This is a genomic window from Streptomyces sp. NPDC090106 (assembly GCF_044747265.1).
Lineage (GTDB): Bacteria > Actinomycetota > Actinomycetes > Streptomycetales > Streptomycetaceae > Streptomyces.
The window spans coordinates 176,081-201,975 of the sequence record NZ_JBIVDS010000015.1 but is presented as its reverse complement, the minus strand read 5'-3'; the positions used below and the strand labels follow the sequence as shown (position 1 = coordinate 201,975).

The following is a 25,895-nucleotide window of genomic DNA, read 5'->3' as shown; positions in this document are numbered from 1 at the left end:
ACCAAGAACTCTGCATGACGTTATACAGCCGGGCAAGGGACATCTCATGATCCAGTTCGACGCGGTCCACAAGCGCTTCCCCAACGGCACGACAGCGGTCCACGACCTCTCCCTCCAGATGCCGGAGGGCGGTGTGACCGTCCTGGTCGGATCCTCCGGTTGCGGCAAGACGACCACCCTGCGCATGGTCAACCGTATGGTCGAGCCGACCTCCGGCACGATCAAGGTGGGCGGCAAGGACGTCACCCGGCAGGACGCCGCCGAACTGCGCCGCTCCATCGGGTACGTCATCCAGCAGGCGGGCCTCTTCCCGCACCGCACGGTCCTCGACAACATCGCGACCGTCCCGCTGCTGCTGGGGCACGGCCGCCGCAGGGCCCGCGCCCGCGCCGCCGAACTCCTGGAGACCGTCGGCCTCTCCGCCGACGCCGGCCGGCGCTACCCGCACCAGCTCTCCGGCGGCCAGCAGCAGCGCGTCGGCGTCGCCCGCGCGCTCGCCGCCGACCCGCCGGTGCTGCTGATGGACGAACCCTTCGGCGCGGTCGACCCGGTCGTGCGCACCCAGCTCCAGGACGAACTGCTGCGTCTGCAGAAGGAGCTGAACAAGACCATCGTCTTCGTCACCCACGACATCGACGAGGCGGTCCGGCTCGGCGACCGCATCGCCGTCTTCCGCACCGGCGGCCATCTCGTCCAGTGCGCCGCCCCCGCCGAACTGCTGGCCCGGCCCGCCGACGACTTCGTCGCCGACTTCCTCGGCGCCGAACGCGGCCTGAAGCTGCTGTCCCTGCGGACCCTGGCCGGGGTGCCCCAGGGCGCGGCCCCCGAGGGCGGCACCTGGACCCTCGTCCTGGACGAGCGGCGCAGGCCCCTGCACTGGAGCTCCGAGGGCACCGAACTGCCCCTGCGGCCCCTGACGGACGGGGACTCCCTGCTCGCCGCCCTCGACGAGTCCCTCGCCTCCCCCACCGGCCTGGTCGCCCGCGTCGACGGCGACGGCCTCCTCACCGGCGTCTCCTCCCGCGAGGACGTCCACACCCACGCGGGACAGGCCCACGCCGAGGCCCGGGTGGCGGCATGACGATCGACTGGTCGTGGATGGGCGACCACACCGACGACCTCACCACCCTGACCCTCTCCCACCTCCAGGCCGCCCTGACCGCCGTGTTCCTCGGCGTCCTGATCTCGCTCCCGCTCGCGGTGATCGCCCACCGGATCCGCCCGCTGCGCGGCTTCCTGCTCGGCGTCTCCAACGTCCTGTTCACGATCCCGTCGATCGCGATCTTCGTGCTGCTGCTCCCGGTCAGCGGTCTGACCCGGACCACCACGGTCATCGGCCTGACCGTCTACACGCTGGTCGTGCTGCTGCGGAACACCGTCGAGGGCCTCGACTCGGTCCCGGCGAGGACCAAGGAGGCCGCCAAGGCCATGGGCACCCGCCCGCTGCGCACCCTGCTCACCGTCGAGTTCCCGCTCGCCCTGCCGGTGATCATGGCGGGCGTGCGGATCGCGACGGTGATGTCCATCTCGCTGGTCTCCGTCGCCACCTACATCGGCGACGGCGGCCTCGGCCAGCTCTTCACCGACGGCTTCCAGCGCGACTTCCCGACCCCGGTGATCGCCGGAGTGGTCCTCACCCTCCTGCTCGCCGTGATCGCGGACGCGCTGCTCGTCGCCCTCCAGTACGTGCTCACCCCGTGGAAGAGGAGGGCTGCCTGACATGGACGAGCTGTTCAGGAACCTCGGCGCCTGGCTGACCGGCTCCGCCCAGTGGACCGGCTCCGACGGCATCGCCCACCGGCTCGCCGAGCACCTCCAGTACTCGCTGCTCGCCACCCTCGTCGCCGCCGCGATCGGCCTGCCGCTCGGCCTGCTGATCGGGCACACCGGCAAGGGCGCCTTCCTCGCCATCAACCTCGCCTCCTTCGGCCGCGCCCTGCCGACCGTGGGCCTGGTCGTCCTGGTCTTCCTCGCGGGCGGCCTGTCGATGCTCCCTGTGTACGTCGCGCTGGTCGCCCTCGCGGTCCCGGCCATCGTCACCAACACCTACGCCGGGATGACCGCCGTGGACCCGGACGTCCGGGACGCGGCGAAGGGCCAGGGCATGCGCGGCCACCAGGTCCTGTTCCAGGTGGAACTCCCGCTCGCGCTGCCCCTGGTCATGACCGGGCTGCGGCTCGCGCTCATCCAGGTCGTCGCCACGGCGACCATCGCGGCGTACGTCTCCTTCGGCGGGCTGGGCCGGTACGTGTTCGACGGGCTGGCCCAGCGGGACCTCGTCCAGGTGCTGGGCGGGGCGGTGCTGGTCGCCGCGACCGCCGTCGTCCTCGACCTCGCGCTCTCCGCCCTCCAGCGCTTCCTCTTCCGCCACCGCACTGCTTAGGGGTCCGACCCGATGAACCGACGCACCCTCCTCGGCGGCCTCTTCGCGGCGGCCTCCGTCCCCGCCCTGTCCGCCTGCGCGGGCGGCATCACCTCCCTGGAAGGCCAGGGCGGCTCCTCCTCCGGCGGCGGCTCCAGCGAGAACGGGGTCACCATCGGCACCGCCAACTTCACCGAGAACCAGGTCCTCGGCCACCTCTACGCGGCCGTCCTGGAGGCGGCCGGGGTGAAGGTCACCGTCCGCCCCAACCTCGGCACCCGGGAGATCCTCATCCCCGCGCTCAAGGGCGGCGACATCGACCTCCTGCCCGAGTACCAGGGCGCCCTGCTGCACTACCTGGCCCCGAAGTCGAAGGCCACGGAGGAGGGCGAGATGCAGAACGCGCTGGCCGTCGCCCTCCCGGCCGGGCTCCAGATCCTGCCGTACGGCATGGCGGAGGACTCCGACGCGTTCGCCGTCACCCGGGCGACGGCGAAGAAGTACGGCCTGACCTCGCTGGCCGACCTGAGCAAGCACAACGGCGAGCTGGTCATCGGCGCGGCGCCCGAGGTCAAGAAGCGCGAGGTGGGCGCCGTGGGCCTGAAGGACGTGTACGGCGTGGAGTTCAAGGAGTTCAAGTCCCTCGACTCCTCCGGCCCGCTGGTCAAGGCCGCCCTGAAGAAGGGCGACGTGGACGTGGCGAACCTCTTCACCACCGACACCGACATCCAGGCCAACGACTGGGTCGTCCTGACCGACCCCGAGAACCTCGTCCCGGGCCAGCACGTGGTCCCGCTCATCGCCGACCGGGTCGCCGACTCCACCGTCCGCAAGGCCCTCGCGCGCCTGGGCAACGTCCTCACCACCGCCCAGCTCACCGAGCTCAACCGCCAGGTGGACAAGGACAAGAAGGACCCCGAGGACGTGGCGGCGAGCTACGCGAAGCAACACGGCCTGCTGACCTGACCCACCCCGGTCCCCCCGCCCCTGCCGGGGCCGACGCCGATCGGACAGCCCGACCGGGGCGGTGCCACAGCCGTGCGGGGGCCCGGCACCGCCGCCCGTGCGGGGGCGGGAGCGGCGACGACCCGCGGGGCGCCACCCGTTCACGACCGTCGCCGGCCGCCCCGGCCCGCGAGCGCCGCGCCGCACGGGCCGCGCACCCCGCGCGCGGCCGGCCGAGCACGCCCCGGCCATCGCCGCACACGGGTGCCGGGACCACCCCGGCACCCCCGACCCCGAACACGGGGGCTAACCCCAGTGCGGGGGACCTGGCGGCTGCCTACCGTGGGACGCATGACGGGAATGGACGCGCGGGACGCCGAGCTGAAGAAGGAACTCAACGCCACCCTGCAGGCCCGCAGGGAACTGGGCGAGGAGTACGAGTCCGCACTGGTCGACTCGTTCCTGGAGAAGGTCGACCAGCGCATCGACGGCGCCGTGGAGCGCCGGGTACGGCGCCAGCTCGCCGAGCAGCAGATGGTGGTGGCCCGGGGCTCGCGCTCGCCGAGGCCCACCGACTCCTGGGGCGAACGCTTCGGCTTCGGCATCGTCTCGCTGGTCCTCGCCATCCCGCTGTCCGCCATCGGCGGCGGCGTGGCGCATCTGCCGGGGCTGCTGGCCGCGTGGGCGGGCATCGTCGGTGTCAACGCCTTCCAGGCGGTGCGCACCAACCCGGGGCTGTTCGGCCGCCGCCACGAGGGGCGCGGCAAGGACGGGGACCGCTGGGAGGACTGAGCGGGACCGCTGAGCGCCGAGGGGTTCCCGGGAAAGAGATATGCGCGGGGACCGCCGCACCCCCATCACTGGGGGGCGGGACGACGGCGGTCCCCGCGGAGGACGTCGACCTGGTCAGGCCTGGTGCGACGTCCGGCGTCCTTGGAGGTCCGGGAGCCGCTCCGGAGGTCCTTGGACGTTCGGCGCCGGCTGGGGCGGGGAGCCGCTCCCGCCCTGCCGACACCCACTAATGTGCCGGACCCGTGTTAAGCGGGTGCTGCGTGGACGTGACACGCTCGTACCACTTCCGCGAAGTCCACCGACCGCAAGTTTCCCCACGGCACCCGCCGTTCACCGGACGTTCGCCGTCACTTGCCGCCCGTCGCGAGGAAAGCCAGCAGATCCTGACGGCTGACCACGCCCTTGGGCTTGCCCTCGACGAGGACGATCGCGGCGTCGGCCGCGCCGAGCACCTGCATCAGGTCGCCGACCGGCTCACCGGAGCCGACCTGCGGCAGCGGCGCCGACATGTGCTTCTCCAGCGGGTCCTGGAGGGAGGCCCGCTGGGTGAACAGGGCGTCCAGCAGCTCGCGTTCGACGACGGAGCCGATGACCTCGGCGGCCATGACGTCGGGGTGGCCGGCGCCCGGCTTCACGATCGGCATCTGCGAGACGCCGTACTCGCGCAGCACCTCGATGGCCTCACCGACCGTCTCGTCCGGGTGCATGTGGACGAGGGAGGGGATGGCGCCGTGCTCCTTGTGGTCCAGGACGGCGGCGACGCGGGCACTGGGGCCCTCGTTCTCCAGGAAGCCGTAGTCGGCCATCCACTCGTCGTTGAAGATCTTCGACAGATAGCCGCGCCCGCTGTCCGGCAGCAGCACGACCACGACGTCGTCCGGGCCGAGGCGCTCGGCCACGCGCAGCGCCGCGACGACCGCCATGCCGCAGGAGCCGCCCACCAGGAGGCCCTCCTCCTTGGCCAGGCGCCGGGTCATCTGGAAGGAGTCCTTGTCGGACACGGCGACGATCTCGTCGGCGACGGTCCGGTCGTAGGCGGTCGGCCAGAAGTCCTCACCGACGCCCTCGACGAGGTACGGCCGTCCCGAGCCGCCGGAGTAGACGGAGCCCTCGGGGTCGGCGCCGACGACCTGGACCCGGCCCTCGCTCGCGTCCTTCAGGTAGCGGCCGGTGCCGGAGATGGTGCCGCCGGTGCCCACGCCCGCGACGAAGTGGGTGATCCTGCCCTCCGTCTGCTCCCACAGCTCGGGGCCGGTGGAGTGGTAGTGGGAGAGCGGGTTGTTGGGGTTGGAGTACTGGTCCGGCTTCCAGGCGCCCGGCGTCTCACGGACGAGGCGGTCGGAGACGTTGTAGTACGAGTCCGGGTGCTCGGGGTCCACGGCGGTCGGGCAGACCACGACCTCGGCGCCGTACGCGCGCAGGACGTTGATCTTGTCGGTGCTCACCTTGTCGGGGCACACGAAGATGCACTTGTACCCCTTCTGCTGGGCCACGATGGCCAGGCCCACGCCGGTGTTGCCGCTGGTCGGCTCGACGATCGTGCCCCCGGGCTTGAGCGCGCCGCTCTCCTCCGCCGCCTCGATCATGCGCAGCGCGATGCGGTCCTTCACAGAACCGCCGGGGTTGAAGTACTCCACCTTGGCCAGGACGGTCGCCTGGATCCCCTGGGTGACGTTGTTGAGCCGCACCAGCGGGGTGTTGCCGACGAGGCTGATCATCGAGTCGTGGAATTGCACCGTTGTCTCCGGATGCTGCAAAAGATGTGGTCGTAGTGGTTCCGCCAGCCTACGGCCCCTTGGTGGCAGTTCACTCCTCGTTGAGATTGGACCACGGTCCGTACGGGGCAAGGAGTGGATGTACGGCAACGAGGGAGGTGGTGGCGACGTATGACGAGCATGTCGAGGGCGCGGGTGGCCCGGCGGATCGCGGCGGGCGCGGCGTACGGCGGTGGCGGGATCGGGCTGGTCGGTGCCGCCGCCGTCGGTCTGGTGCTGGCCGAGGTGCAGTTCGCCAAGCGGCAGGTGCGGGGCGGCGGCCGGGGCTCGGCGCCGCATGTGCCGAACGCGGGCGGACTGTACGGTCTCGGCTACTCCACCCCGGGTGAGCCGCCGCTGCGGCTGACCATGCTGGGTGATTCCACGGCGGCGGGACAGGGCGTGCACCGCGGCGGCCAGACCCCGGGCGCCCTGCTGGCCTCGGGGCTCGCGGCGGTCGCGGAACGGCCGGTGCTGCTGCGCAACGTGGCGCTGCCCGGCGCCTGCTCCGACGATCTGGACCGCCAGGTGCCGCTGGCGCTCGCGGACTGCGACCAGGTGCCCGACGTCTGCGTGATCATGATCGGGGCGAACGACGTCACCCACCGCATGCCCGCGACCCGCTCGGTGCGGCATCTGTCGGCGGCGGTACGACGGCTGCGCACCGCCGGTGCGGAGGTCGTCGTCGGCACCTGTCCCGACCTGGGCACGATCGAGCCGGTGCAGCAGCCGCTGCGCTGGCTGGCCCGGCGGGCCTCGCGCCAGCTGGCCGCCGCCCAGACGATCGGCGCCGTCGAGCAGGGCGGCCGGACGGTGTCGCTGGGCGATCTGCTGGGCCCGGAGTTCGAGGCGAACCCGCGCGAGCTGTTCGGCCCGGACAACTACCACCCCTCGGCGGAGGGGTACGCGACGGCGGCCATGGCGGTCCTGCCGACGGTCTGCGCGGCCCTCGGGCTGTGGCCGGCCGACGAGGAGCGCCCGGACGCGGCCCGCCGCGAGGGCTTCCTGCCGGTCGCCCGCGCCGCCGCGGAGGCCGCCGCCGAGGCCGGTACGGAGGTCACCGCGGCGATGCCGACCGGGCCGCGCGGCCCCTGGGCGCTGCTCAAGCGGCGGCGCAGGCGGCGGGTGCAGGAACCGGACGCCGCGCCGTCGTCCCCGAGCGCCTCGGGCGTCTGAGGCGGGGCGGGCCGCCGGGCGGCCGGGGCAGCCGGACACCGAGAAAAGCAAGCGCTTAGAAAACTGCGGCCAGGGTCACACCGCCGCCCCCGTGACCCTGGCCATACGTACGGGTAACTTCCCAAGCAGCCCTGCCCGTCACCGTAGATACGCCCATGGAGCCGTGATGCCCGAAGCCGTGATCGTCTCGACCGCCCGCTCCCCCATCGGCCGCGCCTTCAAGGGCTCCCTCAAGGACCTGCGCCCGGACGACCTGACCGCGACGGTCATCCAGGCGGCGCTGGCGAAGGTGCCCGAGCTGGACCCGCGGGACATCGAGGACCTGATGCTCGGATGCGGCCTGCCCGGCGGCGAGCAGGGCAACAACCTGGGCCGGATCGTGGCCGTGCAGATGGGCATGGACCACCTGCCGGGCTGCACGATCACCCGCTACTGCTCCTCCTCGCTCCAGACCTCCCGGATGGCGCTGCACGCGATCAAGGCCGGCGAGGGCGACGTCTTCATCTCGGCCGGCGTCGAGATGGTCTCCCGGTACGTGAAGGGCAACTCCGACTCCCTGCCCGACACGCACAACCCGCTCTTCGCCGACGCCGAGGCCCGCACCGCCGAGGTCGCCGCACAGGAGGGCACCTCCTGGCACGACCCGCGCGAGGACGGGCTCGTCCCCGACGCCTACATCGCGATGGGCCAGACCGCCGAGAACCTCGCCCGCCTCAAGGGCGTCACCCGCCAGGACATGGACGAGTTCGGCGTCCGCTCGCAGAACCTCGCCGAGGAAGCCATCAAGAACGGCTTCTGGGAGCGGGAGATCACCCCGGTCACGCTGCCCGACGGCACGGTCGTCAGCAAGGACGACGGTCCGCGCGCCGGCGTCACCCTGGAGGGGGTCCAGGGCCTCAAGCCGGTCTTCCGTCCCGACGGGCTCGTCACCGCCGCCAACTGCTGCCCGCTCAACGACGGCGCCGCCGCGGTCGTCGTCATGAGCGACACCAAGGCCCGCGAGCTGGGCCTGACCCCGCTCGCCCGGATCGTCTCCACCGGCGTCTCGGGCCTGTCCCCCGAGATCATGGGCCTCGGCCCGGTCGAGGCGTCCCAGCAGGCCCTGAAGCGGGCCGGGCTCACCATCGAGGACATCGACCTGGCCGAGATCAACGAGGCGTTCGCCGCCCAGGTGATCCCCTCCGCGCGCGAGCTGGGCCTCCCGCTGGAGAAGCTGAACGTCAACGGCGGCGCCATCGCCGTCGGCCACCCCTTCGGCATGACCGGCGCCCGGATCACCGGCACGCTGATCAACTCCCTCCAGTTCCACGACAAGCAGTTCGGTCTGGAGACGATGTGCGTCGGCGGCGGCCAGGGCATGGCCATGGTCATCGAGCGCCTCAGCTAGGACAGTTGACGCCCCGGGTGTCGCTTTCGGCCCGGTGCCGAACGTAGTCGCCCGAGCACCCGCCGTGAGGCAATGGCCCGGAACCCTTGAAACCAAAGGGTTCTGGGCCGTTTTGTGATCCAATCTCCCCCAGGATGTGACCTATCTCCCTCCCCGTAGGGATTTACGCAGGTCAGAGTGGTTCTCACACTAAACCCCGGGCCCAAAGTCCTGTCCGTTTCGTGACGTTACGCACTGACAGCGGGATAGTCCGCCCTTCAAGCTGATGTAGGAAGTCGGGGGTCGACTTTGAACCGGGAGTACGTCAGTGAGCGCCATGCCGATCGCTTTGCTGGTCACCACGGCCGCCACGGGCGCCGTGGGCGTCGCCGTCCTGCGCACCCTCTTGAAGCTGCGCCGCCAGGTGGCCGCCCTGCACACACGGCTCGCCGAGACCAGTGCGGCAGCCGCCGCGCACGGTTTCGTGCCGGCCGCCCGTCTCTCCGCCGACGCCGATGAGATACGCGCCGCCGTGGCCGAGGCCCTCGCGGAGGAACGCGAGCGGGAACTCGCCGAGGCGCGCGCCTTCTGGGCCGCCCAGGAGTCGCGTGACGCCTCCGAGGCCCCGATGCTGCTCGGCCTGCCCGACAGCGAGCTGTTCCTGCCCCGCCAGGCCGATTTCGTGGGCCTGGAGCATCTGGAGCCGGTGACCGAGCCGGGTGTCGACGACGAGTTCGCCGGGGAGTCCGCCGAACTGGCCGCCGCCCGCCGCCGCCACCCCTCGCACCCGGACTTCGTGCCGGTCCAGTCGCCGGTCGTGAACGACCATGAGCGCACGGTGGCCACCCTGGAGGAACTCGCCGCCGACCGCGTCGAACTGGCCGACGTCCGCCCCGGCCCGCTCGGCACCCTCGACGTCTACGTCTTCGCCGACGGCACGACGCTGTGCATGACCCCGGGCCACAAGGAGACGGCGGAACGCCTCGCCGCGGCCCTCACCGCGGGCGAGACCCCGGTCCTGCTCGGCGGCTCGGGCGTCTCCGGCGCCTACACGCTGACCTTCGCGTGCGGCGGGGAGAACGTGTACATCCTGGCCGACCGGGTCATAGCGAGCCTCTAGACCCCGGTCCCTAGACCCCGGCGCGCTTCTGCGCCTCCGCCACCAGGCGTACCGCTTCCTCGATCTGGCCCTCGTCCTGAAGGACGAGGGCCAAGTCGTGCACGGCCACCGTGACTTGGTCGGCGGCGGCGAACATGCCCGCGTCCGGCATCTCGCGGGGCTCGCCCGAGGGGTCCTCGATGATCTGCGCCCGGCGGGACAACTCCCTGGCCAGACCCAGCGCTTCGGCCGCCGCGCCTCGCTGGAGCCGGCTCTGCGGCGCGGCCCGCAACCGGTCGGCGAAGTGATCCACGGCGGCAGTCAGGGGCGTCGTATCAACCACGCGGCCACCGTACGCTCCGCACCCGCACTGTTGCCAACAGGCCAACGCTCAGGCACGGTGACCTGAAGGACCGGCTTACATCCCCTTTGCGTCCGGAGGCGCCGATGTCCCACGTCCTCTCCGAGGAGACCCACCGCAACTTGCTCGCCCGCATCCCCCATTGCACCGGTCGTGAAGTGTCCGACTGGCTCCGCACGGTAGAAGAAGGCCCGGCTCTCTTCCGCTTCGAGGAGAAAGTGAGCTGGCTCCGCCACGAGCACAACCTCGCGTACGGCCACGCGAAGGCGATCATCCACGAGTACGACCTGAGGAGGGCGGCGCGCAAGTTCCTCTGACGCGCACACGCTGGGCACGGCACGGCCCGTACAGACGACGAAGGGCCCCGGGTCGAGACCCGGGGCCCTTTCACGCACCTGGCGTGAACTAGTCGCTGCTGTTGAGGATCGCGATGAGCCTCAGGAACTCGAGGTAGATCCAGACCAGCGTCATCGTCAGACCGAACGCCGCCAGCCAGGCCTCTTCCTTCGGCGCGCCGTAGGCGATGCCGTCCTCGACCTGCTTGAAGTCGAGGGCCAGGAAGCAGGCGCCGAGCAGGACGCCGATGATGCCGAAGACGATGCCGAGGCCGCCACTGCGGAAGCCGAGGCCGTCACCGCCGCCGAAGACGGAGAACAGCAGGTTCACCATCATCAGCAGGACGAAGCCGAGCGCCGCCGCCATCACGAAGCCGTAGAAACGGCGGTTGACGCGGATCCAGCCGGCCCGATAGGCGACCAGCACCGCGACGAACACCGCGAGGGTGCCGATCACGGCCTGCATGGCCGCGCCGCTCGCGATGCGGTTGTCGACCACGCTGGAGACCACGCCGAGGAAGACACCCTCGAACGCGGCGTACGAGACGATCAGCGCGGGCGAGGCCTTGCGCTTGAAGGACTGGACGAGCGCCAGCACCATGCCGACCAGCGCGGCACCGATGGCGATGCCGTACGACCGGCCGATGTTCGCGTCGTCGACCGGCAGCAGCGCCCAGGCGAGCGCGGCGGTGACGACGAGCACACCAAGGGTCGTGGCGGTGCGCATGACGACGTCGTCCATCGTCATACGGCCGGTGGTGACCGGGGCCTGCGGCGGGGCGCCGCCCTGAAGGTCCTGCTGGGCGTAAGGGTTCTGCGCGTAGGGGTTCTGCGCGTACGGGTTGCCCGCCTGCGGCTGGGCGTAAGGATTGCCCTGCGTGCCTACGGCTGCGCCCCCGGCCTGCGGCTGGGCGTTGAAGCCCGCGTAGCCGTTGTCGCGGCTGAACCCCCGTCGCGAGAAGACCGGGTTGCTGCTCCTCATTTCACTCCTCCATGGCCACCGTGTGTGGGCCTTGGCTCAAGAGTAATAGGTAGGCAAAGGAATGACCCTAGTGCTTGGGGAGGATCTTTCCCTTGTCGTGACGCGAAACACGCTACGCGGCCCCTTGATTCCCAGCCACGGCGGGGCCGAATCATGACCAAGCCGGGACATGGCCGGAACCGGGCGGAGATCCACCGCGCGCCCGGCCGCTCGCGCCGGCCACTAGAAGGCGAACCCGGTGTACCCCTCGGCGAGGTCCGTCTCGGCGGCGGACGACTGGGTGATCCGGTCCAGGCGGGCGACCTGGAGGCGGCCCTCGAAGGGCGTGGCGTCCGGGTCGGGGTGCAGGGAGGTCGTCATGTCGTAGGAGAACCGCTCGGCCTGCCACACCCGCTTCAGGCAGGTCTCGGAGTAGGCGTCGAGCAGCTCCGCCGAGCCCGTCTCCGTCCGGTGGGTCAGCGCCCGCGCGAAGGTGACGACGTCGCCGACGGCCAGATTCAGCCCCTTGGCGCCGGTCGGCGGCACGATGTGAGCAGCGTCACCGGCGAGGAAGAGGCGGCCGTGCCGCATGGGCTCGTGGACGTAGGAGCGCATGGGGGTGACGGACTTCTGGGTGATGGGGCCGCGCTCCAGGCGCCAGTCGTCGGCGGTCTCGAAGCGGCGCTCCAGCTCGTCCCAGATCTCCGCGTCGCCCCAGGACTCGGCGTCGGTACCCTCGGGGACCTGGAGGTAGAGGCGGGAGACCGAGGGCGAGCGCATGGACAGCAGGGCGAAGCCGCGGTCGTGGCGGGCGTAGACCAGCTCGTCGTGCGAGGGGGCGACGTCGGCGAGGATGCCGAGCCAGCCGAAGGGGTACGTGCGCTCGAAGACACGGGTCAGCTCCTCGGGGATCGCCTTGCGGGCCACCCCCCAGAACCCGTCGCAGCCGACGACGTAGTCGCACTCCAGGACGTCCTCACGGCCCTCGTGCCGGAACCGGACCCGGGGGCTGTCGGTGTCGGCGCCCTCCACGGCCAGCGCCTCGGCCTCGAACAGCAGCGGGCCGCCCTCCTTGAGCTGGAGGGCGATGAGGTCCTTGCAGACCTCGGTCTGGGCGTACACCGTCACCGACCGGCCGCCGGTGAGCGCGGGGAAGTCGACGCGGTGCCGTTTCCTCTCGTACCGGAGCTCGATCCCGTCGTGGCGCAGGCCCTCGCGGTCCATCCGCTCCCCGGCGCCGGCGGCCCGCAGCACGTCCACGGTCCCCTGCTCCAGGATTCCGGCGCGCTGGCGCTGCTCGACGTAGGCCCGGTCGCGCGACTCCAGGACGACGGAGTCGATGCCGGCATTGTGCAGGAGCCGGGCGAGGAGGAGGCCGGCCGGGCCGGCTCCGATGATGCCGACGGTGGTGCGCATGGACGAACCCCTCTGTTCGCTTGCCTGCTTGTTCGTGTGGTGAAATTTTCTTCACCACAAACCTTCGAGGAGTCTGCGCCGGGCCGCGTCCCGTGTCAACGGTCGGGACGAGGACGGCGGCGGACGCTCGGTACTGAACGGAGGACTCCGCCGAAAGCGGTAGCTGCCTACGCCTCCTGAAAGAGGTCGGAGGTGCCCGGAACCGGACTTGAACCGGTACGCCCGCGAGGGGCAGCGAGGTTTAAGCTCGCCGTGTCTGCATTCCACCATCCGGGCAGGCCATGGGCTCCGCGTCGAGGTACCCGAGCCTATCGGGGTACGTCCCCCGATCAGCGGACGAGTGGACCCGATGTTGTCTTATTTTATTGACGTCTGAGGGTGCATCAGCCCGCGGCAGACGCCATCCGCACTTGCCAATAGCCTTGCGCGCGACGCACGCGCGCGCGTGCGGAATGACGGAATTTCACCGTCTCAACCAGGGGGCTCCACCTGTTCTCGACGTCCCCTGCGTACGGGGGACCTCACCGTCATCCCCAGGTATGACACGGCACGCCCCGGTCAGCCCCGAGTCTGCCCCCGGAACGGGAACTGCGGCTGACTCCATCGCCGTACGGCACAGGAACGATGGATATCGGCCTCGCATCCGTCGTCACCCCCAAGGAGCGCTCACCCGTGACCACCACTCCCGTCGCCGGCCGGACCACCTCCGTGGCCGCGCGCGCCACGGATCTGTCGAAGATCTACGGACAGGGCGAGACCCAGGTGGTCGCCCTCGACCGGGTCTCCGCCGAGTTCCGGCAGGCCGAGTTCACCGCGATCATGGGCCCCTCGGGGTCCGGCAAGTCGACGCTGATGCACTGCGTGGCCGGGCTGGACACCTTCTCCTCCGGGTCGGTGCGCATCGGCGACACCGAGCTGGGCTCCCTGAAGGACCGGCAGCTCACCAAGTTGCGCCGGGACAAGATCGGCTTCATCTTCCAGGCGTTCAACCTGCTGCCCACGCTGACCGCCCTGGAGAACATCACGCTCCCCATGGACATCGCGGGCCGCAAGCCCGACAAGGAGTGGCTGGACCAGGTGATCCGGATGGTGGGCCTGTCCGACCGGCTCTCCCACCGGCCCTCCCAGCTCTCCGGCGGCCAGCAGCAGCGCGTCGCCGTGGCCCGCGCCCTGGCCTCCCGGCCCGAGATCATCTTCGGCGACGAGCCGACCGGCAACCTCGACTCCCGCTCCGGCGCGGAGGTGCTCGGCTTCCTCCGCAACTCCGTACGGGAGTGGGGTCAGACCGTGGTGATGGTGACCCACGACCCGGTGGCCGCCGCCTACGCGGACCGGGTCGTCTTCCTCGCCGACGGCCGGATCGTGGACGAGATGTACAAGCCGACCGCCGAGAACGTCCTCGATTTCATGAAGCGATTCGACGCGAAGGGCCGGACCTCCTGATGTTCCGCACCGCCCTGCGCAACGTCCTCGCGCACAAGGCCCGGCTGCTGATGACCGTGCTCGCCGTGATGCTCGGCGTGGCCTTCGTGTCCGGGACGCTCGTCTTCACCAACACCCTTTCCCACGCCTTCCAGAACAGCTCGGCCAAGGGCTACGACCAGGTCGACGTCGCCGTACGGGCCGACTACCGGGAGAGCGAGGGGAACACCGTGGGTTCGGCCCACGAGCTCACCCAGGACCTGCTCGACCGGAGTGCCGGGGTGCCGGGCGCCGCCTCCGCGATCGGCGTGGTCACCGGCTTCACCGCCATCGCCGACCAGGACGGCAAGCTCATCGGCGACGGCTTCCAGTCGCAGGGCGGGAACTACTGGGGCGACAAGGACCCCCGGTACCCGCTGAGTTCGGGTGCGGCACCGCACGGCGCGAACGAGGTCGCCATCGACTCCGAGACCGCGCGGCGCGCCGGCTACGAGGTCGGCGACACCCTGCGCCTCTCCGTCGACGGCCCCGTCCTCGCGCCCGTCATCACCGGGATCTTCACCACCGACGACGGCAACGTGGCCGCGGGCGGCTCGCTCGCCCTGTTCGACACGGCCACCGCCCAGAAGCTGTTCGGCAAGGCGGGCACCTACGACGAGATCGACGTGAAGGCCGCCGCCGGGACCTCCCAGGCCACGCTGAAGGCCGCCCTCGACAAGGCGCTGCCCGCCGATGCCGTGGAGACCACGACGGGCCGTCAGCTCGCGGACGACCAGGCCGAGTCGATCGCCTCGTCGATGTCCGGGCTGAAGCAGGGGCTGCTGGCCTTCGCCGGGATCGCCCTGTTCGTCGGCACGTTCATCATCGCCAACACCTTCACCATGCTGGTCGCCCAGCGCACCAAGGAGCTGGCGCTGCTGCGCGCGGTCGGCGCCTCGCGCCGCCAGGTCACCCGGTCGGTGCTGATCGAGGCGTTCGTGGTGGGCGCGGTCGCGGGCGTGGCCGGGCTCGTCGCGGGCATCGGCATCGGCGCGGGCCTGCGCTCGCTGATGGGCACGCTCGGCGCGACCGTCCCGGACGGGCCGCTGGTCATCAGCTCCGGCACGGTCGCCGCCGCCCTCGCGGTCGGTGTCCTGATCACCATGCTGGCCGCGTGGCTGCCGGGCCGCCGGGCCGCGAAGATCCCGCCGGTCGCCGCGATGAGCAGCGTGCACGCGCAGGCCACCACGAAGTCGCTGGTGCTGCGCAACACGCTCGGCGCGCTGTTCGCGGGCGCCGGTGTCGCGGTGGTCCTCGCCGCCACCTCGATGGACGGCTCGGACGGCCAGGCTCCCATGGGCCTGGGCGCGGTCCTGCTGATCATCGGCGTGTTCATCCTGACGCCGCTGCTGTCCCGGCCGCTGATCGGCGCCGCCGCGCCGGTCCTCCGGCTGTTCGGCACGGCGGGCAAGCTGGCCCGCCAGAACTCGGTCCGCAACCCCCGCCGTACGGCCGCCACCGCGTCCGCGCTGATGATCGGGCTGACCCTGATCACCGGCATGACGGTGATGGCGGGCAGCCTCCAGAAGTCGATCGACAAGATGGCCTCGGCCGCGATCCGCGCGGACTACGTCGTCTCGATGGCCAACGGCAACGAGCTCTCCCCGGACGTGGAGAGGAAACTGGGGAAGGTCGACGGCGTCACCGCCGTCAGCCCTCTGCGCAACGCGCCCTCCCGGATCGGCGGCGAGACGGAGTACCTCACCGGCGTCACCGGCTCCACCATCGGCGAACTGACCGACCTCAAGGTCGAGGACGGCACCTTCGAGGTGGCCGGCAGCCAGGTCGTCGTCGACGAGGACACCGCCACGTCGCGCGGCTGGAAGGCCGGTTCGGACTTCACCGTGTACTACGAGGACGGGAAGCGGCAGCGGCTGACCGTCGCCGGGGTGTACGAGGGCAACGAGATGATCCGGGGCATCATGCTGGACAACTCGACGCTCACCCCGCATCTCACGGACCCGGCCGACATGCAGGTCATGGTGAAGACGTCCGGCGGCGCCTCCGACACCGCCAAGGACGCGCTGGAGAAGGCCCTCGGCTCCAACCCGGCGATCAAGGTCCAGGACAAGCAGGACCTGTCGAACAGCATCGCGTCGATGTTCACGCTGATCCTGAACATGGTCTACGGCCTGCTGGCGATGGCGGTGGTCGTCGCCGTCCTCGGGGTGGTCAACACCCTCGCGATGTCCGTCTTCGAGCGGCAGCAGGAGATCGGCATGCTCCGCGCGATCGGCCTGGACCGGCGGGGCATCAAGCGGATGGTCCGCCTGGAGTCGCTGGTGATCTCCCTGTTCGGCGGTGTCCTCGGCATCGGCCTGGGCGTGTTCTTCGGCTGGGCCGCCGGTGAGCTGCTCGGCACGAAGATGGCGACCTACGAACTCGTCCTGCCCTGGACGAGGATGGCGCTCTTCCTGCTGGGCGCGGCCCTCGTCGGTGTCCTGGCCGCCCTGTGGCCGGCCCGCCGCGCGGCCCGTCTGAACATGCTCGGCGCGATCAAGTCCGAGTAGCGCCGCGACCGTGAGGGGCCCGCCACCGTCAGGTGGCGGGCCCTTCGCGTCAGTTCCAGGTGCGGGCCCTGAGGGGCAGGCCCGAGCTGCCGGAGGGCGGTGTACGGACGGCAAGGACCTGGTTGACGCCGATGTGGTTGGTCTCGAAGGCGAGCGCGCAGGCGGCCATGTAGAGGAGCCAGACGCGGGCGCGGCCCGTTCCGGCGAGCCCGGCCGCGCGCGGCCAGTCCTTCTCCAGGCGGGCCACCCACCGGCGCAGGGTCAGGGCGTAGTGCTCGCGGATCGACTCGACGTCCCGCACCTCGAACCCGGCGCGTTCGAGCTGGGTGACGGTGGTCCCGACGGGGGCGAGCTCGCCGTCGGGGAAGACGTAGGCGTCGATGAACCCGTCGAGCCGGTAGGAGGACTCGTCTCCCTGCGGGCGGCGCGCGATCTGGTGGTTGAGGAGCCGCCCGCCGGGTCTGAGCAGGGCGTACAGGTCCCGGGCGTACTCCAGGTACCGCTCGGCGCCCACGTGCTCGGCCATCCCGATGGAGGAGATCGCGTCGTAGGGCCCGTCCGTGACGTCACGGTAGTCCTGGACGCGGATCTCGACCCGGTCGGTCAGTCCCTCGTCGGCGACGCGCTTGCGGGCGTACGCCGCCTGCTCCTGGGAGAGGGTGACGCCGACGACGCTCACGCCGTGCTCGCGGGCGGCGTGCACGGCCATCGAGCCCCAGCCGCAGCCCACGTCGAGGAGCCGCTGACCGGGGGTCAGGCCCAGCTTGCGGCAGACGAGTTCGAGCTTGTCGTGCTGGGCCTGCTCCAGGGTGGAGTCCGGGGACTCCCAGTAGGCGCACGAGTAGACCATCGACGGGCCGAGGACGATCTCGTAGAAGTCGTTGCCGACGTCGTAGTGGTGGCTGATCGCGCTGCGGTCGGTGCGGCGGGTGTGGAGGTGGCCGCGGCGTCGGCGGACCTCCTCCGGGGGCGGGGCGGGCGGCAGCGGGAGCCCGGCGAGCCCCACCAGGCCGCGCGCGGCGGAGCGCACGGCGGGGTCGCGCAGCGCCTCGACGAGGGTCCTGGAGTCGTCGTCGCGCTGCCAGACGAGCCCGGAGATCAGGCCGAGCGCGGTGTAGAGGTCGCCCTCGATGTCGAGGTCGCCGGAGACCCAGGCGCGGGCGAGGCCGACCTCGCCGGGTTTGAACAGCAGGCGCCGCAGCGCGCGGCGGTTGCGGACGACCAGCGCCGGAGCGCCCGGCGGTCCCGCCTGCGAGCCGTCCCACGCGTGGATGCGGACCGGGAGCGGGGCTCCCAGCAGCTGTTCGAAGAGGGTCTTGAGCCGCAGCGCGGCGTCAGCCATGGCGCACACCTCCGTGACGAGGATCCCGGAATTGTCCACCTACGTAAACACTGGCCGGAGGCGCTCGCAGTCCCGACGCGGCGTCACGACTCGGCAAAACAACTGTATGGACCACGCACATGTGTACGACGTCCGGAGCGCCGCACGGGACTCGGGAACGCCGAAAGACCTCCCGCACCACGGAGGCGGAAGGTCTTTCGGTTCGTTCGGCGGCCGAGGGCCGGGGACCCGACCGGGGGTCAGGGGTGACCGGAGGTCAGGAGGCCTTGGCTTCGGTCTTCTCCGGCTTGGGCTCGGCGGGCACCGGCTTGGCGGCCTCGTAGAACTCCTCGCGGGGAGTCTCCAGGGCGCCGAGGGAGACGACCTCGCGCTTGAGGAACATCGCGAGGGTCCAGTCGGCGAAGACGCGGATCTTGCGGTTCCAGGTCGGCATGGCCAGACCGTGGTAGCCACGGTGCATGTACCAGGCGAGACGGCCCTTGACCTTGATCTTCATCTTGCCCATGACGATCATCGCGACGCCCTTGTGGAGGCCGAGGCCCGCCACCGCACCCTTGTTGGAGTGCGAGTACTCCGCCTGCGGGAAGCCCCGCATGCCGGAGATGACGTTGTCACCGAGGACCTTCGCCTGACGCAGCGCGTGCTGGGCGTTGGGCGGGCACCAGGCGTTCTCGACACCGGCCTTGCGGGCGGCGACGTCCGGGACCTGGGCGTTGTCGCCGGCGGCCCAGATGTAGTCGGAGCCCTGGACCTGGAGGGTCGGCTGGGTGTCGACGTGGCCGCGGGGGCCGAGCGGGAGGCCGTAGCGCGAGAGCACCGGGTTGGGCTTGACGCCGGCGGTCCACACGATCGTGTTGGAGTCGACCTCCAGGCCGTTCTTCAGCACGACGTGGCCGTCGACGCAGGAGTCCATCGAGGTGGAGAGGTAGATCTCCACACCGCGGCTCTCCAGGTGCTCCTTGCCGTACTGGCCGAGCTTGGGGCCGACCTCGGGCAGGATCTTGTCCGCGGCGTCGACGAGGACGAACCGCATGTCCTCGCGGGACACGTTGGTGTAGTACTTGGCCGCGTCGCGGGCCATGTCCTCGACCTCACCGATGGTCTCCGCGCCGGCGAAACCGCCGCCGATGAAGACGAAGGTGAGCGCCTTGCGGCGGATCTCCTCGTCGGTGGTGGAGTCGGCCTTGTCGAGCTGCTCCAGCACGTGGTTGCGCAGACCGATGGCCTCCTCGATGCCCTTCATGCCGATGCCCTGTTCGGCGAGGCCGGGGATCGGGAAGGTGCGGGAGACCGCGCCGAGCGCGATGACCAGGTAGTCGAAGGGCAGCTCGTACGCCTCGCCGACCAGCGGGGCGACCGTGGCGACCTTGCGGTCCTGGTCGATGGTGGTGACCCGGCCGGTGAGGACCTCCGCCTTGGGCAGCACGCGTCGCAACGGGACGACGACGTGGCGCGGGGAGATGCTGCCGGCGGCGGTTTCGGGGAGGAAGGGCTGGTAGGTCATGTACGACCGGGGGTCGACGACCGTGACGGTCGCCTCGCCGTAGCGCATCTTCTTGAGAATGCGCCGAGCTGCGTACAGGCCTACGTACCCACCGCCTACTACGAGGATCCTGGGACGCTCCGTGGTGCTCATGCCATCGAGTATCCACCCGCCCCAGGGGGGTCGCTCGTGCGCCCCTTCACAAGCTTGTCCGAGGGGTGTGCTATTCTCCGCGGCCCTCGTGATCCAGATCATGGCGCGAAACGGGAACCAGCGTGTAGGGCGACCCGTTGTCAATGCCGCGTGAGCTGCCTCTCTGCCGCTCCGAGGGCTCTGTGAGGGACCTCCGGGCCACCCTCCCGACAGCCTCGCCCGAGGTCCGCAACCCACCGTTTTGAACATGTTCACACGGGTGTCGGGCCCCCGGAAGGGCCAACCGGGGCACATTCCTCGCCCGACGGGGCCCAATTCCTTGTGAAGAACTTCACGAACTTTCTCGACGGGTCCCCTCCGAGGGCCCCCGCGACCCTCTCGGAAGCCGCTCATACGCCGTCCGACCTGCTCGTTGGAGAGGCGGGGAGATCGCCGGGAGGGGCGTCGGCGGAGCCGCCGGGAGGGGTGCCGGAAGGGGTGTCGGGGCGGGCATCGGGGCCGGACGTCCTCGGACAGCCGGTTACGCGATGCTCCAGGCGATTCCGTCGAGGATGTCGTGTTCGCTCACGACCACCTCGGCCGCGCCGATCCGCTCCATGATCGACAGCAGGACGAGGGCGCCCGCGGCGATCACGTCCACGCGCCCCGGGTGCAAGGAGGGGACGGCGGCGCGCTCGGCATGGGTGGAGCGCAGCAGCCATTCGGTGATCTCCCGGACCTTGTCGAGGCCGACACGGGAGTGGTGGATGCGCGCGGAATCGTACCCGGGCAGCTCCTGCGCGATCGCGGAGACGGTCGTGACCGACCCGGCCAGGCCCACCAGGGTGCGTGCCGCGCGCAGCGGGACGGTCTCCTCGGCGAGGTCGAGGGCGGCCTCGATGTCGGCGCGCACGGCGGCGACCCGGTCCGCGGAGGGCGGGTCGGTGACGGCGCCGTCCTGGACGAGGTGGCGCTCCGTCATCCGCACGCAGCCGATGTCGACGGAGCGGGCCGCGCGGACGTGGTCGTCGCCGACGACGAACTCCGTGGAACCGCCGCCGATGTCGACGACGAGGTAGGGCGTGGCGAGGTGGTCGGCGCCCGCCAGTTCCCGGGTCGCGCCGGTGAAGGAGAACTCGGCCTCCTGGTCGCCGGAGATGACCTCGGGCTCGACACCGAGGATGTCCAGCACCCCGGCCACGAACTCGTCCCGGTTCTCGGCGTCCCGGGAGGCGGAGGTGGCGACGAAGCGGAGCCGCTCGGCGCCGTGCTCCTTGATGACGGCCGCGTACTCCCGGCAGGCCGCGAAGGTCCGCTCCAGCGCCTCGGGGGCGAGCCGCCCGGTGCGGTCGACGCCCTGGCCGAGCCGCACGATCGTCATCCGGCGGTCCAGGTCGACGAGTTCGCCGGTGGCGGGGTCCGCGTCGGCGACGAGGAGACGGATGGAGTTGGTACCGCAGTCGACGGCGGCGACCCGGGTCACTGGGCGTCCTCCCCCTTCTCGGCGAGGGTCACGCAGGACCCCTTGCGCCACCACTCGGGCAGCATCGCGAGGGCCTCGTCGCCCAGCGGGTTGACCCCGGGCCCCGCGGCCAGCGAGTGGGCGACCAGGACGTGCAGGCACTTCACCCGGTCCGGCATGCCGCCCGCGCTCGGGAAGCCCTTCAGCTCCTCGATCTCGTCACGGCGCCGGACGTAGTCCTCGTGGGCGGCGCGGTAGGAGGCGGCGAGCCCGGGGTCGGTGCCGAGCCGCTCGGTCATCTCCTTCATCACGCCGTTCGCCTCCAGCGTGCCGATCGCGGAGTTCGCCTTCGGGCACGTCAGGTAGTACAGCGTCGGGAACGGCGTGCCGTCCGGCAGCCGCGGGGCCGTCTCGACGACGTCCGGCTGCCCGCACGGGCACCGGTGCGCGATGGCGCGCAGTCCGCGCGGCGGGCGCCCGAGCTGCTGCTTGAAGGCCTCGACGTCGGCGTCGACGGGCTCGGTGCGCGGGGTGGACGGCGGGGGCGTTTCCATGCGTCGGAAGCTGTCTCTCTGTTGGGTCAGGTCACTGGTCGTAGGCGTCGGACTTGTCGACGCCGTCCCAGACATTGGAGTACCAGGGGCGGTCGGCCGCCCCCTGCCGGGCGCGGGACTGCTGGGCGGCGCCCGGGTCGACGACGACGAAGCCCGTCTCCCCCGGCATCACGTAGTGCAGCCGCTCACGGATGCGCTGCTCGGCGTAGGCGTCGTCCTGCCAGCGGGCCTTGAGGTCGCGCAGCTGTTCGACGCGCTGCTGGGCCTGCTGCTTCTGCCGCTCCAGGTCGGAGATCTCGGCGCGCTGCGAGACGTACTGCCTTATGGGGTAGGCGAGCGCCACGATCAGCGAGCACAGGACGAGCGCGAGCAGCGCGGCACGGCCGGTGAGGCGCGAGCGGCGGGCCTGGCGGCGGGTCTGCGAGCGGTAGACCCGGGCGGCGGTCTGCTCGCCGAGGATCCGGATCCTGGTCGCGGTGGAGAAACGGTCCCGGTCCTTGACGGCCATGTCCCAGTCTCTCCTTCACACACGCGCGTACGTCCCCGCACACGGTACGGGACCGGGTACGGGGACGTACGGACGACTTGACTGAGGCTTAGCCCTTGAAGCGGGGGAAAGCCGAGCGACCGGCGTACACCGCGGCGTCGTCGAGGATCTCCTCGATGCGCAGCAGCTGGTTGTACTTGGCGACGCGCTCGGAGCGGGCCGGGGCGCCGGTCTTGATCTGGCCGCAGTTGGTGGCGACGGCCAGGTCGGCGATGGTGACGTCCTCGGTCTCGCCGGAGCGGTGGGACATCATGCACTTGAAGCCGCTGCGCTGGGCGAGCTCCACGGCGTCCAGGGTCTCGGTGAGCGAGCCGATCTGGTTCACCTTGACGAGCAGCGCGTTGGCGGCGCCGTCGTCGATGCCGCGGGCCAGGCGCTCGGGGTTGGTGACGAAGAGGTCGTCGCCGACGATCTGGACCTTGTCGCCCAGCTTGTCGGTGAGGACCTTCCAGCCGGCCCAGTCGTCCTCGAACAGCGGGTCCTCGATGGAGACGAGCGGGTAGGCCGCCACGAGCTCCTCGTAGTACTCCGTCATCTCGGCGGCGGAGCGGGACTTGCCCTCGAACTGGTAGGTGCCGTCCTTGTAGAACTCGGTGGCGGCGACGTCGAGGGCGAGGGCGACCTGCTCGCCGGGGATGTAACCGGCTTCCTTGATCGCTTCGAGGATGAGGTCCAGCGCGGCGCGGTTGGACTCCAGGTTCGGGGCGAAGCCGCCCTCGTCGCCGAGGCCGGTGGACAGGCCCTTGCTCTTCAGGACCTTCTTGAGGGTGTGGTAGACCTCGGTGCCCCAGCGCAGCGCCTCGGAGAAGGACTCCGCGCCGATCGGGGCGATCATGAACTCCTGGATGTCGACGTTGGAGTCGGCGTGCGACCCACCGTTGAGGATGTTCATCATCGGAACGGGCAGCAGGTGCGCGTTCGGGCCGCCCAGGTAGCGGAAGAGCGGCAGGTCGCTGGCCTCGGAGGCGGCGTGGGCGACGGCCAGGGAGACGCCGAGGATGGCGTTGGCGCCGAGCGAGCCCTTGTTGTCGGTGGCGTCCAGGTCGAACATGGCCTGGTCGATCAGGCGCTGCTCGGTGGCGTCGTAGCCGACGAGCTCCGGGCCGATCTGCTCGATGACGGCGAGGACGGCCTTCTCGACACCCTTGCCCTGGTAGCGGTTCGGGTCGCCGTCACGCAGCTCGATGGCCTCGAAGGCACCGGTGGAGGCGCCGGACGGAACGGCGGCACGACCCGTGCTGCCGTCGTCGAGGCCGACCTCGACCTCGACGGTGGGGTTGCCTCGCGAGTCGAGGATTTCCCGGGCTACGACGACGTCGATGGACGGCACGAGCATCTCCTTCTTGGGATGTGACGCTGTTGGTGCGGGGCCACGTGGGCCTTGCGACTAGAGCCTAACCGGCTCCGGGGCATCGGCCACCGCGTGGACCGACCTGTGGACGAAACCGAGAGTAAATTGTTTCTGAACTGAACAAAGACGGTCACGTGCGCCCGCATGAAAAAACCCCGCTCCGATGCGTACGGGGGAACACGCACCGGAGCGGGGAGCCCGTGGGGACGGGGGGACCCTCACGAGGCCTTCAGTATGAGGACCACGGATGTGAGGGCACTGTGGTTCAGCTGAGGATTACTTCAGATGCAGCTGCTGGCCCGGGTAGATGAAGTCGGCATCGTCGACGATGTCCTCGTTCAGCTTGAACAGCTTCTGCCAGCCGCCCTTGACCTTGTGCTTCTCCGCGATGGAGGAGAGGGTGTCGCCCTTGACGACCTTGTACTCGCCGTCGCCCTTCTTGACCTTCTTGCCGGTCGGGGTGGAGACGGTCTTCTTGGCGGCCTCGCGCTCGGTGGAGCGGGACGCGCTCTGCTGCTCCGTCGACCGAGCGGTGGAACCGCTGTTCGAGGAAGAGGAGGAGGAGCCGGTGCTGCTGGAGCTGCCGCTGGAGGACGAGCTGCTGGAACCGGTGTAGCTCGCGCCGGACAGGCCCACACCACAGCTCGGCCAGGCGCCCTTGCCCTGCGCGGCGAGGACCTTCTCGGCTATCTCGATCTGCTGGGACTTGCTGGCCTGGTCGGCGGTGGAGGCGTAGGCGGTGCCGCCGTACGCGGCCCAGGTGGAGGCCGAGAACTGCAGGCCGCCGTAGTAGCCGTTGCCGGTGTTGATGGACCAGTTGCCGCCGGACTCGCACTGGGCGACGGTGTCCCACTCGGAGGCGGTGGCGGCGGAGGCCGTGCCGGCCGCCATCAGCGGGGCGGCGATGGCGACACCGGTGACGCCGGCGAGCGCGGCGACGCGGGTGGCCTTGGACGGACGACGGTGCTTGCCCTTGCCGGAAAACAGCATGGTGGATCCCCTCACCGACGCCTGCGAGGTGAGCTGTCGGGTTCGGGCCGGTTGAGTTGCCCGGTCGTGCCCCGCTCTCGCGCGGCACGGCTACACCCCAAGCCACCACCGTCGACTGCCCGGTGGGGCACTTACCTTGGGTCCCCCGCTCCTGCCTACGGCGCTTGACGCGACGACTGTTCCCGTACGGCCGCTGGCAGGATTCGGCGTTGCGGCAGCCGGGGCCCGTGGTGACGAGCGGTGATGACCGTAGACACGGGATCCGGCGAATTTCAAAGACGATCAGGGCTTCTGAGACTCATCCCACACTTTCACCAAACCGGACATTCAGCGCGAAGTGTGACGTGAACTCCCGCCCATTCGCGGCCTATTCAGCGGCTTGTCCGATACCGACCACAAGGCTCTGACCGGGAGCGATGGCGCTGGGGTCGGACCCGATGACGCCCTTGTTCAGCGCGTACAGGTGACGCCATCCGCCGTCGAGGCCAAGGGAGTCGGCGATGGAGGCCAGGGTGTCGCCCTCGCGGACGGTGTACGCGCTCTCCTCGGCCTGCGCGCCGCGGTGCTTTCCGGCGATCTTGGTGGTGGCCTCCGAGGAGCCGAGGTCGCTCATGTCGACCAGGCCCGAAGAGCCGCCCTCCTGCCAGGAGTTGTCCGATTCGCCCTCGTTCGCGGGGATCGTGGGCGAGCCGTCCGGCGACTGCGACTGCTCGGAATCCGACGCGGAACTGTCCGACTTGGCGGACTTGTCCGGACTGGCGGAGGTCTCGGGCGAGGCGGAGGCGTCGGCGTCCTCGTCGGCCGAGGCGCCGGAGTCCGGGGACCCCGTGGAGTTCGACAGACCGGAGGAACCGGAGGAACTGGATGAGTCGGATGAATCAGAGGATTCGGACTCGTCGGCCGAGGGGGAGCCGCTCGCCACACCGGTGTCGACATCGGCGGTGGCGTCGTCGTGGCCGAGGCCGTTGAGCAGCCCGCAGGCGCCCCAGGCCCCGACGCCCTGGTCCGCGAGGACCTTCTCGGCGACGGCGATCTGCTGGTTGCGGCTGGCCAGGTCGGCGCTCGGGGCGTAGTCGAGGCCGCCGTACTCCTCCCAGTCCTCCTGGGACAGGTTCAGCCCGCCGTACTCGCCGTCGCCGTCGTTGGCGCTCCAGGAGCCGTCCGTCTCGCACTGGGCCACCTGGTCCCAGGTGGATCCGTCGGCCGCGCTCGCGGCGCCCGCGCCGAGCAGGGGGATCGCGATGGCGGAGCCCGTCACACCGGCCGCGACGAGGAGCGCCGGAGCCTGACGGGGGCGACGGTGACGACCGTTCCCGGAGAGCATGCGGGGGCCTTTCACGAGACAGCGGTGATCCGCGCGACGAGTGGGACTCGACGCCGCGCTGATCCGTGAACGTATAGGCATTCGATCACTTGTCACAAGTTAATGCCGCGAGGATCACGTGAAGATCACAGAGTTGAGGGTGTGTCATGTTTGCAAAGGCCGGTTCCACTGC

At 70.6% G+C, this 25,895-nt stretch carries 23 protein-coding genes, 1 tRNA gene and 1 riboswitch; of the genes, 11 read left to right on the top strand and 13 right to left on the bottom strand.

Annotated elements, in window-relative coordinates; all coding sequences use genetic code 11:
- Positions 1-46 precede the first annotated feature (46 nt).
- The 5 genes from ACIPSE_RS38430 to ACIPSE_RS38410 all read left to right on the top strand — a co-directional run bounded on the left by ACIPSE_RS38430 (position 47) and on the right by ACIPSE_RS38410 (position 4,099).
- Positions 47-1,081, top strand: a complete 1,035-nt coding sequence (locus ACIPSE_RS38430; RefSeq protein ID WP_401672393.1) for an ABC transporter ATP-binding protein — start codon at positions 47-49, stop codon at positions 1,079-1,081.
- Complete coding sequence (locus tag ACIPSE_RS38425; protein ID WP_401672391.1) at positions 1,078-1,719, top strand: ABC transporter permease; 642 nt, start codon at positions 1,078-1,080, stop codon at positions 1,717-1,719. The genes ACIPSE_RS38430 and ACIPSE_RS38425 overlap by 4 nt, the downstream gene beginning before the upstream one ends.
- 1 nt (position 1,720) lies before the next feature.
- Positions 1,721-2,383: an ABC transporter permease gene (locus ACIPSE_RS38420; RefSeq protein WP_401672389.1), complete on the top strand. Its 663-nt coding sequence runs from the start codon at positions 1,721-1,723 to the stop codon at positions 2,381-2,383.
- Positions 2,384-2,395: 12 nt separating this feature from the next.
- A complete protein-coding gene (locus tag ACIPSE_RS38415; RefSeq protein WP_401672387.1) occupies positions 2,396-3,328 on the top strand; it encodes an ABC transporter substrate-binding protein in 933 nt (310 codons plus the stop codon).
- Positions 3,329-3,667: 339 nt separating this feature from the next.
- Complete coding sequence (locus ACIPSE_RS38410; protein ID WP_401672562.1) at positions 3,668-4,099, top strand: hypothetical protein; 432 nt, start codon at positions 3,668-3,670, stop codon at positions 4,097-4,099.
- Between the two features lie 347 nt (positions 4,100-4,446).
- On the opposite strand, the gene ACIPSE_RS38405 is transcribed toward ACIPSE_RS38410, so the two are convergent.
- Positions 4,447-5,835, bottom strand: a complete 1,389-nt coding sequence (locus ACIPSE_RS38405) for a cystathionine beta-synthase (protein WP_401672385.1) — start codon at positions 5,833-5,835, stop codon at positions 4,447-4,449.
- A 150-nt stretch (positions 5,836-5,985) separates the two neighbouring features.
- On the opposite strand from ACIPSE_RS38405, the gene ACIPSE_RS38400 reads away from it, so the two are divergent.
- The 3 genes from ACIPSE_RS38400 (at position 5,986) to ACIPSE_RS38390 (ending at position 9,515) form a co-directional block, all read left to right on the top strand.
- Positions 5,986-7,029 carry an SGNH/GDSL hydrolase family protein gene (locus ACIPSE_RS38400; RefSeq protein WP_401672383.1) on the top strand — a complete coding sequence of 348 codons (1,044 nt, stop codon included), beginning with the start codon at positions 5,986-5,988 and terminating at the stop codon, positions 7,027-7,029.
- A gap of 166 nt (positions 7,030-7,195) precedes the next feature.
- Entirely contained in the window at positions 7,196-8,416 is a 1,221-nt protein-coding gene (locus tag ACIPSE_RS38395) for an acetyl-CoA C-acetyltransferase (protein WP_401672380.1), read from the top strand.
- A 316-nt stretch (positions 8,417-8,732) separates the two neighbouring features.
- On the top strand, positions 8,733-9,515 hold the full coding sequence (locus ACIPSE_RS38390) for a hypothetical protein (protein ID WP_401672560.1): 783 nt from the start codon (positions 8,733-8,735) through the stop codon (positions 9,513-9,515).
- Between the two features lie 10 nt (positions 9,516-9,525).
- Here ACIPSE_RS38390 and ACIPSE_RS38385 read toward each other — a convergent pair whose 3' ends face one another.
- Positions 9,526-9,837 carry a hypothetical protein gene (locus ACIPSE_RS38385; protein ID WP_401672378.1) on the bottom strand — a complete coding sequence of 104 codons (312 nt, stop codon included), beginning with the start codon at positions 9,835-9,837 and terminating at the stop codon, positions 9,526-9,528.
- 104 nt (positions 9,838-9,941) lie between these two features.
- On the opposite strand from ACIPSE_RS38385, the gene ACIPSE_RS38380 reads away from it, so the two are divergent.
- Positions 9,942-10,172, top strand: a complete 231-nt coding sequence (locus ACIPSE_RS38380; protein WP_401672376.1) for a DUF4287 domain-containing protein — start codon at positions 9,942-9,944, stop codon at positions 10,170-10,172.
- 88 nt (positions 10,173-10,260) lie between these two features.
- Here the strand turns inward: ACIPSE_RS38380 and ACIPSE_RS38375 are convergent, their stop codons facing one another.
- The 3 genes from ACIPSE_RS38375 to ACIPSE_RS38365 all read right to left on the bottom strand — a co-directional run bounded on the left by ACIPSE_RS38375 (position 10,261) and on the right by ACIPSE_RS38365 (position 12,843).
- Positions 10,261-11,172 (bottom strand): Bax inhibitor-1/YccA family protein, encoded by a 912-nt coding sequence (locus ACIPSE_RS38375; RefSeq protein WP_401672373.1) that lies wholly within the window; start codon positions 11,170-11,172, stop codon positions 10,261-10,263.
- 222 nt (positions 11,173-11,394) lie between these two features.
- Positions 11,395-12,567 carry a 4-hydroxybenzoate 3-monooxygenase gene (locus tag ACIPSE_RS38370; RefSeq protein WP_401672371.1) on the bottom strand — a complete coding sequence of 391 codons (1,173 nt, stop codon included), beginning with the start codon at positions 12,565-12,567 and terminating at the stop codon, positions 11,395-11,397.
- Between the two features lie 193 nt (positions 12,568-12,760).
- Positions 12,761-12,843: transfer RNA gene (locus ACIPSE_RS38365), tRNA-Leu, on the bottom strand.
- 396 nt (positions 12,844-13,239) lie between these two features.
- Here ACIPSE_RS38365 and ACIPSE_RS38360 point away from each other — a divergent pair.
- Positions 13,240-14,010, top strand: coding sequence for an ABC transporter ATP-binding protein (locus ACIPSE_RS38360; protein ID WP_401672368.1), 771 nt, complete (start codon positions 13,240-13,242; stop codon positions 14,008-14,010).
- Positions 14,010-16,538, top strand: coding sequence for an ABC transporter permease (locus ACIPSE_RS38355; RefSeq protein WP_401672366.1), 2,529 nt, complete (start codon positions 14,010-14,012; stop codon positions 16,536-16,538). The genes ACIPSE_RS38360 and ACIPSE_RS38355 overlap by 1 nt, the downstream gene beginning before the upstream one ends.
- A gap of 49 nt (positions 16,539-16,587) precedes the next feature.
- On the opposite strand, the gene ACIPSE_RS38350 is transcribed toward ACIPSE_RS38355, so the two are convergent.
- The 8 genes from ACIPSE_RS38350 to ACIPSE_RS38315 form a co-directional block, all read right to left on the bottom strand.
- A complete protein-coding gene (locus ACIPSE_RS38350; protein WP_401672363.1) occupies positions 16,588-17,880 on the bottom strand; it encodes a class I SAM-dependent methyltransferase in 1,293 nt (430 codons plus the stop codon).
- A 256-nt stretch (positions 17,881-18,136) separates the two neighbouring features.
- Positions 18,137-19,516, bottom strand: a complete 1,380-nt coding sequence (locus tag ACIPSE_RS38345; RefSeq protein WP_401672360.1) for an NAD(P)/FAD-dependent oxidoreductase — start codon at positions 19,514-19,516, stop codon at positions 18,137-18,139.
- A gap of 520 nt (positions 19,517-20,036) precedes the next feature.
- The gene (locus ACIPSE_RS38340) at positions 20,037-20,978 is read right to left on the bottom strand and encodes an exopolyphosphatase (protein ID WP_401672357.1); all 942 of its coding nucleotides are present in this window, start codon (positions 20,976-20,978) and stop codon (positions 20,037-20,039) included.
- Entirely contained in the window at positions 20,975-21,511 is a 537-nt protein-coding gene (locus tag ACIPSE_RS38335; protein ID WP_401672355.1) for a DUF501 domain-containing protein, read from the bottom strand. The genes ACIPSE_RS38340 and ACIPSE_RS38335 overlap by 4 nt, the downstream gene beginning before the upstream one ends.
- 31 nt (positions 21,512-21,542) lie before the next feature.
- Positions 21,543-22,019, bottom strand: coding sequence for a septum formation initiator family protein (locus ACIPSE_RS38330; RefSeq protein ID WP_401672352.1), 477 nt, complete (start codon positions 22,017-22,019; stop codon positions 21,543-21,545).
- Between the two features lie 88 nt (positions 22,020-22,107).
- Entirely contained in the window at positions 22,108-23,394 is a 1,287-nt protein-coding gene (eno, locus tag ACIPSE_RS38325) for a phosphopyruvate hydratase (RefSeq protein ID WP_401672349.1), read from the bottom strand.
- Between the two features lie 291 nt (positions 23,395-23,685).
- Positions 23,686-24,399, bottom strand: coding sequence for a transglycosylase family protein (locus ACIPSE_RS38320; protein ID WP_401672346.1), 714 nt, complete (start codon positions 24,397-24,399; stop codon positions 23,686-23,688).
- Positions 24,400-24,402: 3 nt separating this feature from the next.
- Positions 24,403-24,572: riboswitch (cyclic di-AMP (ydaO/yuaA leader) on the bottom strand.
- Between the two features lie 194 nt (positions 24,573-24,766).
- The gene (locus ACIPSE_RS38315) at positions 24,767-25,723 is read right to left on the bottom strand and encodes a transglycosylase family protein (RefSeq protein WP_401672343.1); all 957 of its coding nucleotides are present in this window, start codon (positions 25,721-25,723) and stop codon (positions 24,767-24,769) included.
- Between the last annotated feature and the right edge of the window lie 172 nt (positions 25,724-25,895).

Excerpts from the sequence above, each read along its gene's own strand:
- ACIPSE_RS38430 (WP_401672393.1), top strand. The coding sequence starts at position 47 with ATGATCCAGTTCGACGCGGTCCACAAGCGCTTCCCCAACGGCACGACA.
- ACIPSE_RS38425 (WP_401672391.1), top strand. The coding sequence starts at position 1,078 with ATGACGATCGACTGGTCGTGGATGGGCGACCACACCGACGACCTCACC.
- ACIPSE_RS38420 (WP_401672389.1), top strand. The coding sequence starts at position 1,721 with ATGGACGAGCTGTTCAGGAACCTCGGCGCCTGGCTGACCGGCTCCGCC.
- ACIPSE_RS38415 (WP_401672387.1), top strand. The coding sequence starts at position 2,396 with ATGAACCGACGCACCCTCCTCGGCGGCCTCTTCGCGGCGGCCTCCGTC.
- ACIPSE_RS38410 (WP_401672562.1), top strand. The coding sequence starts at position 3,668 with ATGGACGCGCGGGACGCCGAGCTGAAGAAGGAACTCAACGCCACCCTG.
- ACIPSE_RS38400 (WP_401672383.1), top strand. The coding sequence starts at position 5,986 with ATGACGAGCATGTCGAGGGCGCGGGTGGCCCGGCGGATCGCGGCGGGC.
- ACIPSE_RS38395 (WP_401672380.1), top strand. The coding sequence starts at position 7,196 with ATGCCCGAAGCCGTGATCGTCTCGACCGCCCGCTCCCCCATCGGCCGC.
- ACIPSE_RS38390 (WP_401672560.1), top strand. The coding sequence starts at position 8,733 with ATGCCGATCGCTTTGCTGGTCACCACGGCCGCCACGGGCGCCGTGGGC.
- ACIPSE_RS38380 (WP_401672376.1), top strand. The coding sequence starts at position 9,942 with ATGTCCCACGTCCTCTCCGAGGAGACCCACCGCAACTTGCTCGCCCGC.
- ACIPSE_RS38375 (WP_401672373.1), bottom strand. The coding sequence starts at position 11,172 with ATGAGGAGCAGCAACCCGGTCTTCTCGCGACGGGGGTTCAGCCGCGAC.
- ACIPSE_RS38370 (WP_401672371.1), bottom strand. The coding sequence starts at position 12,567 with ATGCGCACCACCGTCGGCATCATCGGAGCCGGCCCGGCCGGCCTCCTC.
- ACIPSE_RS38355 (WP_401672366.1), top strand. The coding sequence starts at position 14,010 with ATGTTCCGCACCGCCCTGCGCAACGTCCTCGCGCACAAGGCCCGGCTG.
- ACIPSE_RS38350 (WP_401672363.1), bottom strand. The coding sequence starts at position 17,880 with ATGGCTGACGCCGCGCTGCGGCTCAAGACCCTCTTCGAACAGCTGCTG.
- ACIPSE_RS38345 (WP_401672360.1), bottom strand. The coding sequence starts at position 19,516 with ATGAGCACCACGGAGCGTCCCAGGATCCTCGTAGTAGGCGGTGGGTAC.
- ACIPSE_RS38335 (WP_401672355.1), bottom strand. The coding sequence starts at position 21,511 with ATGGAAACGCCCCCGCCGTCCACCCCGCGCACCGAGCCCGTCGACGCC.
- ACIPSE_RS38330 (WP_401672352.1), bottom strand. The coding sequence starts at position 22,019 with ATGGCCGTCAAGGACCGGGACCGTTTCTCCACCGCGACCAGGATCCGG.
- eno (WP_401672349.1), bottom strand. The coding sequence starts at position 23,394 with ATGCTCGTGCCGTCCATCGACGTCGTCGTAGCCCGGGAAATCCTCGAC.
- ACIPSE_RS38320 (WP_401672346.1), bottom strand. The coding sequence starts at position 24,399 with ATGCTGTTTTCCGGCAAGGGCAAGCACCGTCGTCCGTCCAAGGCCACC.
- ACIPSE_RS38315 (WP_401672343.1), bottom strand. The coding sequence starts at position 25,723 with ATGCTCTCCGGGAACGGTCGTCACCGTCGCCCCCGTCAGGCTCCGGCG.